The organism is Streptomyces sp. NPDC039424 (assembly GCF_055639495.1).
The window spans coordinates 60,530-73,282 of sequence record NZ_JBVKAI010000013.1 but is presented as its reverse complement, the minus strand read 5'-3'; the positions used below and the strand labels follow the sequence as shown (position 1 = coordinate 73,282).

14 protein-coding genes and 3 pseudogenes are annotated in these 12,753 nt (G+C 69.4%); 7 read left to right on the top strand and 10 right to left on the bottom strand.

Annotated elements, in window-relative coordinates; genetic code table 11:
• Positions 1-3 precede the first annotated feature (3 nt).
• Entirely contained in the window at positions 4-702 is a 699-nt protein-coding gene (locus tag ACZ7L0_RS28445) for an SDR family oxidoreductase (RefSeq protein WP_451392201.1), read from the bottom strand.
• Between the two features lie 108 nt (positions 703-810).
• Here ACZ7L0_RS28445 and ACZ7L0_RS28440 point away from each other — a divergent pair, with 108 nt between their 5' ends.
• A complete protein-coding gene (locus tag ACZ7L0_RS28440; protein WP_450692899.1) occupies positions 811-1,302 on the top strand; it encodes a winged helix-turn-helix transcriptional regulator in 492 nt (163 codons plus the stop codon).
• 180 nt (positions 1,303-1,482) lie between these two features.
• A pseudogene (locus tag ACZ7L0_RS28435) lies at positions 1,483-1,741 on the top strand (PaaI family thioesterase); the annotation flags it as partial.
• Between the two features lie 170 nt (positions 1,742-1,911).
• Here ACZ7L0_RS28435 and ACZ7L0_RS28430 read toward each other — a convergent pair.
• The gene (locus tag ACZ7L0_RS28430) at positions 1,912-2,520 is read right to left on the bottom strand and encodes a type 1 glutamine amidotransferase family protein (RefSeq protein ID WP_471245398.1); all 609 of its coding nucleotides are present in this window, start codon (positions 2,518-2,520) and stop codon (positions 1,912-1,914) included.
• Between the two features lie 107 nt (positions 2,521-2,627).
• Positions 2,628-3,107 (bottom strand): winged helix-turn-helix transcriptional regulator, encoded by a 480-nt coding sequence (locus ACZ7L0_RS28425; protein ID WP_471245397.1) that lies wholly within the window; start codon positions 3,105-3,107, stop codon positions 2,628-2,630.
• A 116-nt stretch (positions 3,108-3,223) separates the two neighbouring features.
• Here ACZ7L0_RS28425 and ACZ7L0_RS28420 point away from each other — a divergent pair, with 116 nt between their 5' ends.
• On the top strand, positions 3,224-3,613 hold the full coding sequence (locus ACZ7L0_RS28420) for an MFS transporter (protein WP_471245396.1): 390 nt from the start codon (positions 3,224-3,226) through the stop codon (positions 3,611-3,613).
• 385 nt (positions 3,614-3,998) lie between these two features.
• On the opposite strand, the gene ACZ7L0_RS28415 is transcribed toward ACZ7L0_RS28420, so the two are convergent.
• The 3 genes and pseudogenes from ACZ7L0_RS28415 to ACZ7L0_RS28405 form a co-directional block, all read right to left on the bottom strand.
• Positions 3,999-5,201 carry a cytochrome P450 gene (locus ACZ7L0_RS28415; RefSeq protein ID WP_471245395.1) on the bottom strand — a complete coding sequence of 401 codons (1,203 nt, stop codon included), beginning with the start codon at positions 5,199-5,201 and terminating at the stop codon, positions 3,999-4,001.
• 39 nt (positions 5,202-5,240) lie between these two features.
• Positions 5,241-6,634: pseudogene (locus ACZ7L0_RS28410) on the bottom strand (NAD(P)/FAD-dependent oxidoreductase).
• Positions 6,624-6,851 carry a ferredoxin gene (locus ACZ7L0_RS28405; protein ID WP_471245394.1) on the bottom strand — a complete coding sequence of 76 codons (228 nt, stop codon included), beginning with the start codon at positions 6,849-6,851 and terminating at the stop codon, positions 6,624-6,626. Before ACZ7L0_RS28405 ends, ACZ7L0_RS28410 begins: the two are co-directional and overlap by 11 nt.
• A gap of 127 nt (positions 6,852-6,978) precedes the next feature.
• On the opposite strand from ACZ7L0_RS28405, the gene ACZ7L0_RS28400 reads away from it, so the two are divergent.
• The 3 genes and pseudogenes from ACZ7L0_RS28400 to ACZ7L0_RS28390 all read left to right on the top strand — a co-directional run bounded on the left by ACZ7L0_RS28400 (position 6,979) and on the right by ACZ7L0_RS28390 (position 8,307).
• Entirely contained in the window at positions 6,979-7,206 is a 228-nt protein-coding gene (locus ACZ7L0_RS28400) for a hypothetical protein (protein WP_471245393.1), read from the top strand.
• A 95-nt stretch (positions 7,207-7,301) separates the two neighbouring features.
• Positions 7,302-7,442 (top strand): annotated as a pseudogene (locus ACZ7L0_RS28395) (transposase); the annotation flags it as partial.
• A gap of 115 nt (positions 7,443-7,557) precedes the next feature.
• Positions 7,558-8,307 carry a transposase gene (locus tag ACZ7L0_RS28390; protein ID WP_471245392.1) on the top strand — a complete coding sequence of 250 codons (750 nt, stop codon included), beginning with the start codon at positions 7,558-7,560 and terminating at the stop codon, positions 8,305-8,307.
• On the opposite strand, the gene ACZ7L0_RS28385 is transcribed toward ACZ7L0_RS28390, so the two are convergent.
• Positions 8,285-8,890: a hypothetical protein gene (locus ACZ7L0_RS28385; protein WP_471245391.1), complete on the bottom strand. Its 606-nt coding sequence runs from the start codon at positions 8,888-8,890 to the stop codon at positions 8,285-8,287. The genes ACZ7L0_RS28390 and ACZ7L0_RS28385 overlap by 23 nt on opposite strands.
• Between ACZ7L0_RS28385 and ACZ7L0_RS28380 the strand changes: the two genes are divergently transcribed.
• Entirely contained in the window at positions 8,885-9,172 is a 288-nt protein-coding gene (locus ACZ7L0_RS28380; RefSeq protein ID WP_471245390.1) for a hypothetical protein, read from the top strand. The genes ACZ7L0_RS28385 and ACZ7L0_RS28380 overlap by 6 nt on opposite strands.
• Positions 9,173-9,418: 246 nt before the next feature.
• Here the strand turns inward: ACZ7L0_RS28380 and ACZ7L0_RS28375 are convergent, their stop codons facing one another.
• From ACZ7L0_RS28375 to ACZ7L0_RS28365, 3 genes are all read right to left on the bottom strand, one after another.
• On the bottom strand, positions 9,419-9,592 hold the full coding sequence (locus ACZ7L0_RS28375) for a hypothetical protein (RefSeq protein WP_471245389.1): 174 nt from the start codon (positions 9,590-9,592) through the stop codon (positions 9,419-9,421).
• Between the two features lie 52 nt (positions 9,593-9,644).
• Positions 9,645-11,600, bottom strand: a complete 1,956-nt coding sequence (locus ACZ7L0_RS28370) for an APC family permease (RefSeq protein WP_471245557.1) — start codon at positions 11,598-11,600, stop codon at positions 9,645-9,647.
• A gap of 507 nt (positions 11,601-12,107) precedes the next feature.
• A complete protein-coding gene (locus ACZ7L0_RS28365; RefSeq protein ID WP_471245388.1) occupies positions 12,108-12,686 on the bottom strand; it encodes a hypothetical protein in 579 nt (192 codons plus the stop codon).
• Between the last annotated feature and the right edge of the window lie 67 nt (positions 12,687-12,753).

The window sequence follows — 12,753 nt, the reverse complement described above, 5'->3', positions numbered from 1 at the left end:
GTCTCAGCCGAGCTGCGGGTAAAGGGCGGCGACGCCGCCGGAGAGGTCGGCCTGTACCTGGCGGCTGCGGTCGTCGACGACGATCTCGGCAGCCCCGGAGGCAATGCCGTCGACGGCCGCGCGGGCGACGCCCGCCGGGTCGGTCTTGGGCCCGTTGACATGGCGGGCCATGTCGGTGTCCATGTAGCCGACGTGGAGTCCGGACACGGTGATGCCCCGGGGCGCGAGCTGCTGGCGAACCGCGTTGGTCAGGCTCCACTCCGCGGACTTGGCGGCGGCGTAGGCACCGACGGCGGGAAAGCTGATCCACGACAGCGCGGACAGGATGTTGAGGACGGCGCCTCCGCCCTGGGACTCGATCACGGGAGCGAAAGCCCGGATCATGCCGAGGGTGCCCAGATAGTGGGTCTCCATCTCCAGGCGGACGGCGTCCCAGCTGCCGGTCAGCAGATCGGCGCCCGTGGAACTGCCCGCGTTGTTGATCAGGACGGAGATGTCACGGGCCTCCTCGGCGGCCGCGGCGACGGAGGCGGGGTCGGTGACGTCGAGCCGTATCGCTTTCACTCCGGGCAGATCGATCTGGTCCGGTCGGCGGGCCGCCCCGTACACCGTGGCGCCACGCGCGAGCAGCTCCTGGGCGAGCGCCCTGCCGAGCCCGCGGTTGGCCCCGGTGACCAGGACGGTTGCTGTGCTGATGTCCATGATTCCTCCCTCGTGATGCACACACCCCAGCTGACTTACGATTGCATAAGTCAGCTACGACAGTATAGGCTGACTTTGCTTGAGGCAAGCCAGGTGAAGGGTGGAGAGATGAAGGATCTGCTGGAGGAACGGGACGCCTGGTCCATGGCCAACTGCTCCATCGCCAGGACTCTGGAGATCGTCGGCAACAGGACAGCGCTGCTGATCATGCGCGAGGCGTTCTTCGGCACACGCCGGTTCGACGACTTCGCCAAGCGTGTGGGCATCGGCGAACCCGCCGCCGCGGCGCGCCTGAAAGAACTGACCGCCGCCGGTCTCCTGGAACGCGTCCCCTACCAGGAGCCCGGCCAGCGGACCCGGTACGCCTATCAACTGACCCAGAAGGGACGGGACTTCCGGACCGTCATCGTGGCGCTGCGGCAGTGGGGCGACACCTGGGCCACCGACGAACAAGGGCCCCCCGTGGTCGTACGCCACGAGAATTGCGGCGCCCCGGTGCACGCGGTGCTCCGCTGCGACGACGGCCACGACGTGCCGATCGGGGACTCGTTCGTCGACGCCGGCCCGGGTCTCATCCGCGTCAGCCCGGACAGCCCCTGAACCCAGCGGCGGCTGAAACTCCCGGCAGGACGATTCCACCGCAAAAGTGGCCCGCCCCCGTCCCCGCCATCGCCGGCCGGCACGCTACACCGACAACTCACGCCCCCCAGGAACTCCCGCACGTCCGAAACATCGAAGAAGTCCCTGAGTGCCGACACGACCGACCGGGCAGGAGCGGCAATACACAGATCACGCGTGTTCGGCTGGGAAGACCCTGCCATTTCCGCCGACGCCGTCCCTCACCACAGCGGCCTCGACTTCCTCCGCGAGATCCTGGCCGGGCGCCTGCCCGCTCCGCCGATCGCCGCCACCCTGGGCTTCACTCTGGAGGCACGGCCGGGCGGTCTTCGTCCTGGTGTCGGGCGAGGAGCACTACAACCCGATCGGCGGCGTCTACGCCACGCTGCTCGACTCGGCGGCCGGCTGCGCGGTACGGACAGATGTCTCACGCCAGGGGACTCCGTGGACCCGTGATCACCGAAGCGGCAGACGAGAGCTTGAGCTCCGACAACCGCCCGTGACCAGCACCGACCGTCACCTCACATCAGGCCGTGCCCAGACGGCTTCAAGATGGTGGATCTTCATTGTGCCGAGACTGATGGCCGGGCGTCAGCGCACTGCGACCTCGCCCGTGTGGACGGCGCGCATGGCGCGCTCGATGGTCTCCTGGTTTTCGCCGACCGGAGCCACGTAGCCGATGACGTCGCGCGCGGCGTCCTCCCCGAGTGTGCGGGTGATCACCCAGGTGGCGAGGTACTGGGACGCCAGGCAGCCCCCTGCCGTGGCGATGTTCCCCTCGGCGTGGAACGGCGCGTCCAGCACGGTCACGTCGCAGGCTTCCACAAAGGGCCGACTCTTCATGTCGGTGCAAGCCGGCATGCCGTCCAGCAACCCCAGCCGGGCGAGCACCAGCGCGCCGGAGCATTGCGCACCGACGAGCTGTCGCGAAGGGTCGAGCGGCAGCCGGGAGATCAGCCGGTCGTCGGCGACCACGTCTCGTGTCTTCACGCCACTACCGATCAGCACGACCTCGGCTTCGGTCACGAACTCCATCGGGCGCTGCCCTGTCACCTCTACACCGTTCATCGACGTGACCACCGGTGTCGGCGTCGTGAGGAAGGCTTCCAAGCCATACTTACGGCATCGGTTGATCAGCGCGGATGCGATGAAGCTGTCGAGTTCGTTGAACCCGTCGAAGGTGACCACGGCTACCTGCATCACATCTCCTTCAAGCACGGCGTTAGATCTGTTCACTGCTCCCTGGCGCCCCATTCTGGGTCGATCTCACGCCCGTTCCGGGGCGGGATCGGCGACCATTGCACGGTCTATGGGGCTTGCACCGGACCGGAGCGGTCCCAGCCGGGGATCATCTCCTCCCGGTGGACGTCCTTGGCGTGGACCTGCTCGCCGCAGGTCCCGCAGACGGCGCGAGTGACCAGTTCGTGGTCCTGGTGAAGGAGCCGGACGGGCGGCGTGGTGACGGCCCAGCGGTCGCCCCAGCCGATGAGTTCGCGGGTGATGCCCGCCAGGTCGCGCCCCGCCTCCGTCAGGTAGTAGCCGCTGTGGCGTGTGTCGTCCGGCAGCGGGCGCCGTTCGAGGACACCGCTCTCCACCAGCGCCTTCAGGCGCGCTGCCAGGCGGTCCGTGGGGGCGCCGGTGTTCCTGGCGATCTGCCGGAACCGGTGGTTGCCGAGCATGACCTCGCGGATCGCCGGCAGGGCCCATCGGTCGCCGACGACCTGCAGGGTGGCGGCGAGCGAGCAGGGGCGTCCGGCCATGTCCTGGGGATCGATGCGCGTGGTCACGCCTCCAGTATCACCCCGGCAAGGTTTGATTTCCAAACCACCCGTGCTTGGCTTGCACCATGCCCAGGATGCTTGGAATTTGAAATCACCCTCGAACGGCCACCGCGGTCGTCCTGGTGGCCGTCTTCATGACCATCCTGGATCTGTGGATCGTCAACGTCGCACTTCCGGCCGTGGGAGCGAGCTTCTCCGGGGGCGGCAGGGGCGCGGCCCTCGGTTCGCTGTCCTGGGTCCTTAACGCCTACGCGATCACCTTCGCCGCGCTGCTGGTGGTGGCCGGGCGTGCGGGTGACCGCATGGGCCGGCGGCCGGTATTCCTCACCGGGATCGCCGTCTTCGCTCTCGCGTCGCTGGGCTGTGCCCTGGCCCCGAACCTGGGGACCCTCGTCGCGGCCCGGGTGGTGCAGGCAGCCGGGGCGGCCGCCCAGATCCCGAAGTCCCTGGCCCTGCTGCTGGCGCAGAACGGATCCAGCACACATCAGGACGGGAAACCCGTGAACACGTGAGAACTACGGAGGGGTGTTTCCCCAGGCCAGACACCCTGCAGTCGACGTCTCGGCAGGTCACGGCCCCGCCCAGGGAAAGCCCCTTAAAGCGGGTGTCGCAGGTTCGAATCCTGCCGGGGGCACAACGCGTTACCGCGCTGATCTGGGGTTTCTTCCCCAAGCAGGCGCTCTATTCGGCCTCGGACGGGGCCGTTTGCGTGAGCGGTGCGTGAGCGGATGGGGAGTTGATCTCCCGAACATCTCCCAACGGATCAGCACCATTAGGCACGAATTCCGTGTCGGGCTCCTGCGTGCCGGCGGGCTTGGGCTCCGCTTCGGGAGGGTGATCGAGGAGCGGCCGAGCATCTCCTGGATGTCCTTCAGGTCGGCACCGGCCGCGTGGCGCTCAGGCCATGAGTCTCTCGATGGCCACGGGAAGGTGGCGGGGGCCGCGCAGGACGGCATTGGCGCGGTACGGCGGCGGGTCCTCGAGCAGCCGGGAGAACGGGACCCGGCGGAAGAGTTCGGGCACAGCCACATGGAGTTCTATGCGGGCGAGCGGGGCGCCGAAGCAGTAGTGGATGCCGGTGTAGAAGCCCAGGTGCTCGTTGTCCTTGCGGTCGGGATCGAACCGGTCGGGATTCTCGAAGCGCCGGGGGTCGCGGTTGGCCGCGGCCAGCATGAGCCAGACCGGCGAGCCCTTGGGGATCGTGGTGCCGGCGACGTCGATGTCGGCCAGGGCGGTGGTCCACGGGACGAACTGGACCGGGGGCTCGTAGCGCAGCACTTCCTCGATGAGCGGGACGGCCAGGTCCGGGTCCTTCCGGAACCGCTGGAGGATGTCGGGGTGGCGCAGCAGGGTGAGGGTCGTGTTGGTGATCGCGTTGACGGTGGTCTCGTGGCCGGCGACCAGGAGCAGCACCGCGGTGGCCTCCAGGTCGGCCGGTGTCATGTCGGGGGCGAGCGCGCTGAGCATCCCGGGGCCCGGGTGGCGGCGTTTGGTCTCGATCAGATCGGCCAGGTAGGCGCCCAGCTCCTGGCGCGCCTGCTGCGCCTTTTCCGGGCCGTCGTCGCCGGCCTGGGGATCGATTGACGACGCCAGGGCGTCGGCCCAGCCGTGGAAGCGCGGTTCGTCCTCGCGCGGGACGCCGAGGACCTTGCAGATTGCGGTGACGGGAAGGGGATAGGCGAAGTCCTCGACGATGTCGACCTGGTCCTTGCCCTCGAAGGCGTCGAGCAGTTCGGTGACCACCTTGGCCAGCTCTCCGCGCAGGCCGTCGAGGAACTTGGGGCTGTGCGGGGGGCCGAACGGCCGGTTGATGGTGTCGCGCGGCCGGTCGTGGACGGGCGGGTCGGTGAAGATGAAGCTGGTCGGTAGGCCGGACTCCACCAGTTGTCCGGGGCGGGCGTAGCCGGGTGACCGGTTGCTCGTGTCGTTGCTCAGCCGTGGGTCGTTGGCCAGGCTCCGCACCTCGTAGTAGGTGCTGACCAGGTAGGTGCCGTCGTCCTCCCGCCTGACCGGTTGCTTGCGCAGCTCCGCGTAGAGCGGGTACGGATCGGCCCAATTGGCGTAGTCGGTGATCTGCGCGACGATGCTGCCGGACGTCATGGTGACTCCTGAGGGCTCCGGGCGGTACAGGGCCGGTGATCAGGCATGCGACGGAACGAACGTGACACGCCGCTCGCTCGGTGAGTGGCCCGTCAGCGTGACGGTGGGCCCGTGGGTGGGCAGATGGGGGTCGGGGAAGGCCGGGTCGATCGGCTGTAGCGTCTCGGTCCGGCGGTCGACCGTGCGGTACTCCGGCGGGAAGGGGGCGCCGGACGCGATCTGCTGTTCGTAGAACCCCAGCCACTTGGCTCCGTCGAAGGACGCCGCGGCGATGACGCGGCCGCGGTACCCGTACACCGCGACGAACCGCTCCTCGTCGAGCGCCCCCTGGGCGATGACCAGCTGGTCGCCCAGCGGGGGAACACCCACCGACTTGATGTTGACACCGAACTGGGTGGACCAGAACATCGGCAGCCACAGGTGCGGACGGCGATCCGGGCCCGCACAGATCATGTTGTGGGCGGCGATCTCGGCCTGTTCGACCGCGTTGCCCCAGTGCTCCAGCGACAGGAACTGGTAGTCGAACAGCGGGTGGGGACTGCGGGCGACGTCACCGGCGGCGTAGATGTCGTCGGTGACGATGCCGTTGACGTCGAACAGTCGGCAACCGGCGTCGCACGCGATCCCCCGGGGACCCGCGGCCACCCCCGAGCCGGCGAGCCATTCCGTGTTCCGCATGCCCCCGAGCGAGACGACCGCTACCTCCACGTCGATCGCCGAACCGTCGGACAGATGGGCGCGCTTGAGTCGTCCCACATCGTCGCCCTCGAGGGCGGTGACGCTGATGCCGCAGCGCAGGTCGACTCCGTGCTTGCGCTGCAGCCGGTCCGCCACCGCGCCGATCACCCCGCCGAGCGCGCCCACCAGCGGTGCCGGGCCGCGTTCGGCGACCGTGACCTCGAGGCCAGCTCCCGGCAGGCGGAGGCGGCCTCCGAGCCCGTGAAACCGGCACCGATCACCAGCACACGGGACACACCCCCGGTCAGCTTCCGGCGCAGGCGAGCGGAGTCGTCGCGGGTACGCAGCACGAACACCCCGTCCAGCGCGGCCTCTTCCGGGTGGAACCAGGGCCGCGCTCTGGTCCCGGTGGTGATCAGCAGGCGGTCGTAGGGGACGGTGTCGCCGTTCGTCAGGCGCACTTGCTTGGCGTCCCGGTCCAAGCCCTCGGCGGCGACACCCAGACGCCACTCGGCGTCGATGTCACGCCGCCGCGGAAGCGCGGTGTCCTCGGGCCGTGCCCGCCCGAGCAGCGCCTGCTTGGACAGCGGCGGCCGGTCGTAGGGCTCGTACGGCTCGTCGCCGATCATGGTCAGCGATCCGGCGAAGCCCTCCTCGCGCAGCGTCTCCGCCGCGCGCAGACCGGCCAGCGAGGCCCCGACCACGACGATACGGCCCTGACGCCGCAGGACCTCGACGTCCGTGTCAGCCGACATGGGGCTCCACACCCTTCGTCGGCTCGTCGGAGTAGTCGACCAGGATGGCCTGGACCGGGCAGGCCGCGGCAGCCTTATCCACCCGGTCACGCTGTGCCTCGTCGAAGCGCGGGGAGAACAGCAGCGCCTCTTCCCCGTGCAGGGAGAAGACGTCCGGGGCGAGAAAGACGCACTGTGCGAACCCCTGGCACCGGTTGAGATCGACGACAAGCCTCATTGGAATCCGCTCCCTGCACGGGCCGCGGTGGCCGAGCCCCACAGCCGTCTGCGCTCGGTCCATTGGGTCGGTAGGCATGCCTCACGTTCAGCTTCAGCCTTCCGTTCAGGTCTCGCAAGGCGAGGGGTTGACGGGCCTCCACTCCGCGACGCTCTACATCGGGGTGTCCGTCGCCCCCGTCGTCGGCCAGGGCGCGCTTAACTGGGCCGGCGTGCACTGGCTCGGCCCCATCGGCGCCGCACTGATCGTCCTTGCCTTCGGCGCGGCCGAGATCACACACCTGATCATCCGCCGCCACCAGCCTGCTGCCGAACCGGCTCCGGCCCCGGTGATCGCGAGAGCCGCACGGTCCTGACACCGGACGGTGCCAGGAGGCGTGCGAAAACGCGCGCAGCCTCGACACATGTCGCGCGCCGGTGGACGCATCACGTGCGCCCCACAGACTCGGCGATCGTGCCCGCCATCGCCCGCCGCGGCACCGGACACGGCACGGGGCTCGGCACCTATCGCTGGGTGATCGAGCGGAGCTTCGCCTGGCTCCACGGCTTCCGGCGCCTCCGCGTCCGTTGGGAACGCCGAGCCGACATCCATGAGCTTCTTCAAGCTGGACATCGATCAGGTGACGGTGCACGAAGCGCAACGAGCGAGGCCCCCGAGCTGTTGATTGAGATGTCTGACGTCTCAACCACGCTGCTCGGGGGCCTCGTTGGTCATCTATCCTGCCGCACTCGACCTGCCTCGTGCGCTCGTGGAGTGGGTGACCATGCTCGTCGTCACCCGTGAGGGCGACCGACGCTGCAAGCTGCGCCCGTCTCAGCGTGCGAGGGTGGCACTGGTGTACCTGCGCGAACACACCACCCTGGCGAAGAGCGCTGCCGGGTTCGGGATCAGCGAGTCCACCGCCCACGCCTACACCAGCCGGGTCATCCACCTGCTCGCCGAACGCGCGCCGGGTCTGCTGAAGGTTCTGCGCGAGACCGACCCCGACTTCGTCCTGCTGGACGGCACGCTCGCCGAGTGCGACCGGGTCGGCGACGGACGGGCCGACTACTCTCACAAGCACCGCCGACACGGGGTCAACGTGCAGGTGGTCACCGATCCGGGCGGCCGGCTGCTGTGGCTCTCGCCCACCTTGCCGGGTCGAGCTCACGACCTGACCGCTGCCCGCACCCACCGGATCATCCGCATCTGCGAGCGCCAGGGCGTCCCCATTCTGGCCGATCTCGCTTACCAGGGCGGCGGCCCCTGGGTGAGTACCGGCATCAAGCGCAAGCCCCTGCAGGAGCTCACTCTCACCGAGAAGACCGCCAACCGGGCGCTATCCGCGGCACGGGCGCCGGTCGAGCGGGGCGTCGCGCGCTTGAAGGCATGGCGGATCTTCCGCAGGTCCCGATGCAGTCCCAACCGCATGACGTCAATCGCCAAAGCCGTCCTCACCCTGGAGCGGCAACGCTGAAGAGGCTCACTGTCAGGGCGGCGACCGTACGACGGCAGGCCTGCTCGGTGTCGCCGTCGTGGTGAGAGGAAGCCGCCGCGTCGATGTTCAGCAGGGTGCGCGTCATGGTGCTGGTCGGCGCGGACAGCTCCAAGGCGCGCTGCTGGCTTTCGTTCGCGCGGCGGGTGTCCCCGTGGGTGGTGTAGGCGTGGCTGAGGTGGACGTGGTGTTTCTGTTCGCCGTACGTCAGCCACGTGTCCGACCGCTCGCTCTCGGGGAGCCGGCCCATGAGGGCGTCGGCGGCCCTGAGCGCGGCGCGGGCTTGCTCGCCCTGGTGGTTGAGGGCGTAGGCGCGGGCGGCGACCGCGGCCGCCAGCACCGCGGCGGCAGTCGGCCGTTGCCCGGCAGCGCGGCGGGCCCGTTCGGCGAGGCCGGCCGCCGCTTTCGGGGCGCCGTAGTTGAGCGGGACCATCGCCTCCCGGGCGAGGACCCATGCGTGCAGCTGGTCGTCGCCGGATTCGGCAGCGGCCCGGGCGGCGGTGGCGAACCAGGCGCGGGACTCCCGGCGGCTGCCCAGATCGTGTAAGACGATGCTGACGTGCACTGGGCGAACCTCTGCGCGCCTCTGTGGATATTGGACTGGGAGGGCTGTGGCCTGGCTCCTAAGGGGTTCGACGCCGCCACCCTCTATGCGTACTCGCTGCTCCAGCCGTACACCGCCGCCCGCGTCCGCGACGCCTTCCCCGTCCTGGGCAGTCCGGCCGGCCTCGCCGCCGAAGCGACCGTGTGTGCCCAGCTGCTCCAGACCGTGGCCCGCGGCGACAACCTCGCCCTCGAAGACCAGCTCCGTACCTGGGCAGAGGAGCTCCGCTGCCGACTGGCTTGACTCAGTCTGCGGCATGTACTGGATCCAGCACCGCCTCCCGAAGGCCTCCCGGATCCCTCCACCGCGTTCGGATTACGCACATCGGGCCAGGCCCTCGGGTCCATCCGCGCGACCTACGCGAGGGACTGCTAGGGGCAGGCGCTGGACGGCGGCGAGGGGTACCCGACGAACTGCAGAGCCTGGTCCGCGCCGTCGACTCGTACGTCGGCCTCGATGCCCTAGCAGCGGTGCCGCGGGGCTCCCTTGTCAGGGCCGGTAGACCATCTCGATGAGGCCGGCCGCGATGAGAGCCCATGCGGCGAGCCCCATGAGCCACATCGATTGGGTGAGGAACCCGGGTGTTCCCAGGGCGGCCATGAGGAGAAGGAGAACGTACTGGGTGCGCCGGACTCCGCGGGTGAGGTCGTGCGGTTCCGTCATCGGCCTCTGTTCCCCTTCGGTCGTCGCTGTGCAGAGCTACGGAGTGACGGGCTCAGTCGCCGACGTGGATGCCGGGGCGGCGGTCGGGGTCGGGTTCGTTGCTGCGGATGATCTCGCGGGTGACGGGGGCGGTGTCGCCGCGCCCGAGGAGGAAGTAGCGGAACATGTGGACCAGGGGGCTGCCTTCGGCCCAGGCGAAGTAGCAGTGTGGGCGCACACCGGTGCCGTCCCGCAGGGCCAGCAGGATGGCGGCTATGGCGTTGGGCGCGGCCGGGGCTTCGGCGCGCAGGACGCGGTAGCCGTCGACTTCGATGCCGTGGACGGTGAGGGTGTCGCTGAAGTCGGACGGGTCGACGACGTCGATCTCCAGGAAGAGCACGTCGGCCGGGCCCGGTACGGGGTTGGTGCCGCGCTGTTCGCGTTCCTTGGCGCTGTACTCGGCGGCGTCGCCGGCCTGGCGGCGGTTGGCGATGATGTTGATGGACTGGTCGTGGGCCAGGGTGTCGGTGATGAACCGGCGTGCGGTCTCGTCGAAGACGATGCGGTCGGCGCGCAGCTCGGTGGTGCGCGATACGCGGGAGACCAGTGACACGGCGATGATGCCGAGGATGAAGAATCCGGAGATGGCGATGCCGTCGGGCTTGTCGATGATGTTGGCGATCAGCGCGTAGAGCAGGACCGCGGTGAGCGCAGCGAAGCCGGTGGCGGCCATCCGCCGGCGGTTGCGCGCGACGAAGACGGTGACGGCGAAGGCGCCGGAGACCATCATCGCCAGGATGCCGGTGGCGTAGGCGCCAGCCTGTTTGTCGACGTCGGCGTCGAAGGCAATGGTGATCAGGATGCACAGGGCGGTGTAGACGAGGACGACCGGGCGTACCGCGCGTCCCCACTCGGGGGCCATGCCGTAGTCGGGCAGGTAGCGGGGCACGATGTTGATCAGCCCTGCCATGGCGGAGGCGCCGGCGAACCACAGGATGAGGATGGTGCTGATGTCGTAGACGGTGCCGAACGCCTCACCGACGTGCTCGTGGGCCAGCCAGGCCAGGGCGCGGCCGTTGGCGGCGCCGCCGGGCTCGAACTCGTCCTCGGGGATGAGGACGATGGTGACGAAGCTGGCGGCGAGCAGGTAGACGCTCATGATGAGCGCGGCGGCGGTGAGGAGCTTGCGGGCGTTGCGGATACGGGCCTTCAGCCGCTGTTCGGCGTCGGCGCCGTCGGCGGCCACCAGCGGCATCATGCTCACACCGGTTTCGAAGCCGGACAGGCCCAGTACCAGCAGTGGGAAGGCCAGCAGGGCAGGGCCGGCCAGATCACCGAAGCCGCCCAGGTCGGTGAGGGAGCCGATCCATGCCGACCAGGCGGCGGGATCGGCGAGCACATGCGCCACGCCGACGCCGATGACGACGGCGTTGAGGGCGAGGAAGACAGCCACCAGGGGGATGGCCACCTTGACCGCCTCGCTGAAGCCCAGCAGGAACACTCCGCCAAGGATCAGCAGCAGTCCTACCGTCAGGGCGACCTCGTGGCCGTGCAGTACCGCGGGGAAGAAGGGGTTTTCCACCACGTGCACCGAGGCGTCCGCCGTCGACAGCGTGATGGTGATGATCCACGAGGTGGCCACGAAGCCGAGAAGGACCAGCACGAACAGCTTGCCCCACCAAAACGGCAGCAGATCCTCCAGCATCGCCACCGACCCCGCCCCGTGCGGGCTTTCCTTGGCAACCCTGCGGTACATCGGCAGCATCCCCAGCAGTGTCAGCGCCACGATCAGCAGCGTCGCCAGAGGTGAGACGGCTCCTGCGGCCAGGGCGGCGATCGCCGGTACGTAGGCCAGGCTGGAGAAGTAGTCGACGCCGGTCAGGCACATCACCTTCCACCAGGCATGCGGCTCGGTATGACTCTCACCGGCCGCGGGTCCCACCGGCTGCACCCGGTGACGCAGCAGCCACCGCGCCGCCGCACTGGTCGGCTGCGCCCTCAGTGCAGGACTGTCCACCGTCTCCGGCATCACCGGCCCACTCGCCTCACTCATATCCCCGTTGTCCTTTCGCTGTTTGATCACTGAAATGGCTACCGGAGCTGCCTATGGCACCAGCGATCATCGCGTATGCGGCCCCGGATCCCTCATCCGGTACTGAGGTACCTGAGTGAGCCGAGGGCGGCTGGTCATGCCAATTTCTGCAGCGCAGGGCGCGGTAGATAAGGGTGCAGACGGTGACGATGACTGTGAGGACGGCGGGGCAGGCGCCAGGTTGAGTTCGCGCCTGCGCGGGGCTGGGCGTGCGGCGGCAGTAGCGCCCCTGTGCCCATCGCCCGTCAGAGTTCCGTCAAGGAAGCCGGGCTCGCCGTTAGGGCCCCGTCAAGAACGGTCGGCCGTAAGGGCGGGTGGTGAACCGGCCGCCCTCCAACCAGGCCCGGGGGCCAGGACACTGGCTCGGGCACCCGGCGGACACGGCCCCCGGCCCGGACTCGGACCCGTATACGGCCTCTCCGGCCGGTCGGCCGCCGCCGTGGCTCAGGAGTAGGTCATCGGGCAGCCGTATCGCAGGGAGTACTGCGCGGCGCGTAGGTAGAGCGCCACGTAGAAGGCCGTGTCCAGGTCCTCGGCCCACGGTCCCGGCCGCACCCGGGCGGTCCGCTCCGCCCCGCCCTCCAGGAACCACAGGCTCAGTGCGAGGTTCTCGCCCGCCGGTATCGCGTCCACGGGCAGTCCGACGGCACCGGCCAGCCGCTCGGCCAGGGCGAGCACCCGCGGGGCCCCGGCGACCGCTGTCTCTTCGCCGGAGTACGCGGTGCCGACGGGGAGCACGATCTCCTCCTCCAGCGCGAACGGCACCAGCACGCTCCAGTCGAGGAGGGCCAACGGCTCCGCGTCGGGCAGCCGCGTCCTGCACAGCGCCGCGAAGCCGTCCATGGACGGGCTGACCTTCTCCTCGAACCAGCCCGGCGCCTCCCGTGCGGTCTGCCGCAGCTCGTAAGGGGGCAGCCCGCGCCGCTCCAGCTCAATGTTCAGCGCGGCGGCTACGTCCCCGTACCCGTCCTCCCCCGGCCGCGACCAGTCCTGCGCGGCGACACTCACCAGATAGAGACCCATGATCGCAACGTACCGGCCGCCACCGACAACGTTCCGGCCCCTCGTGACAGCCAAGGTGAACAAGCGC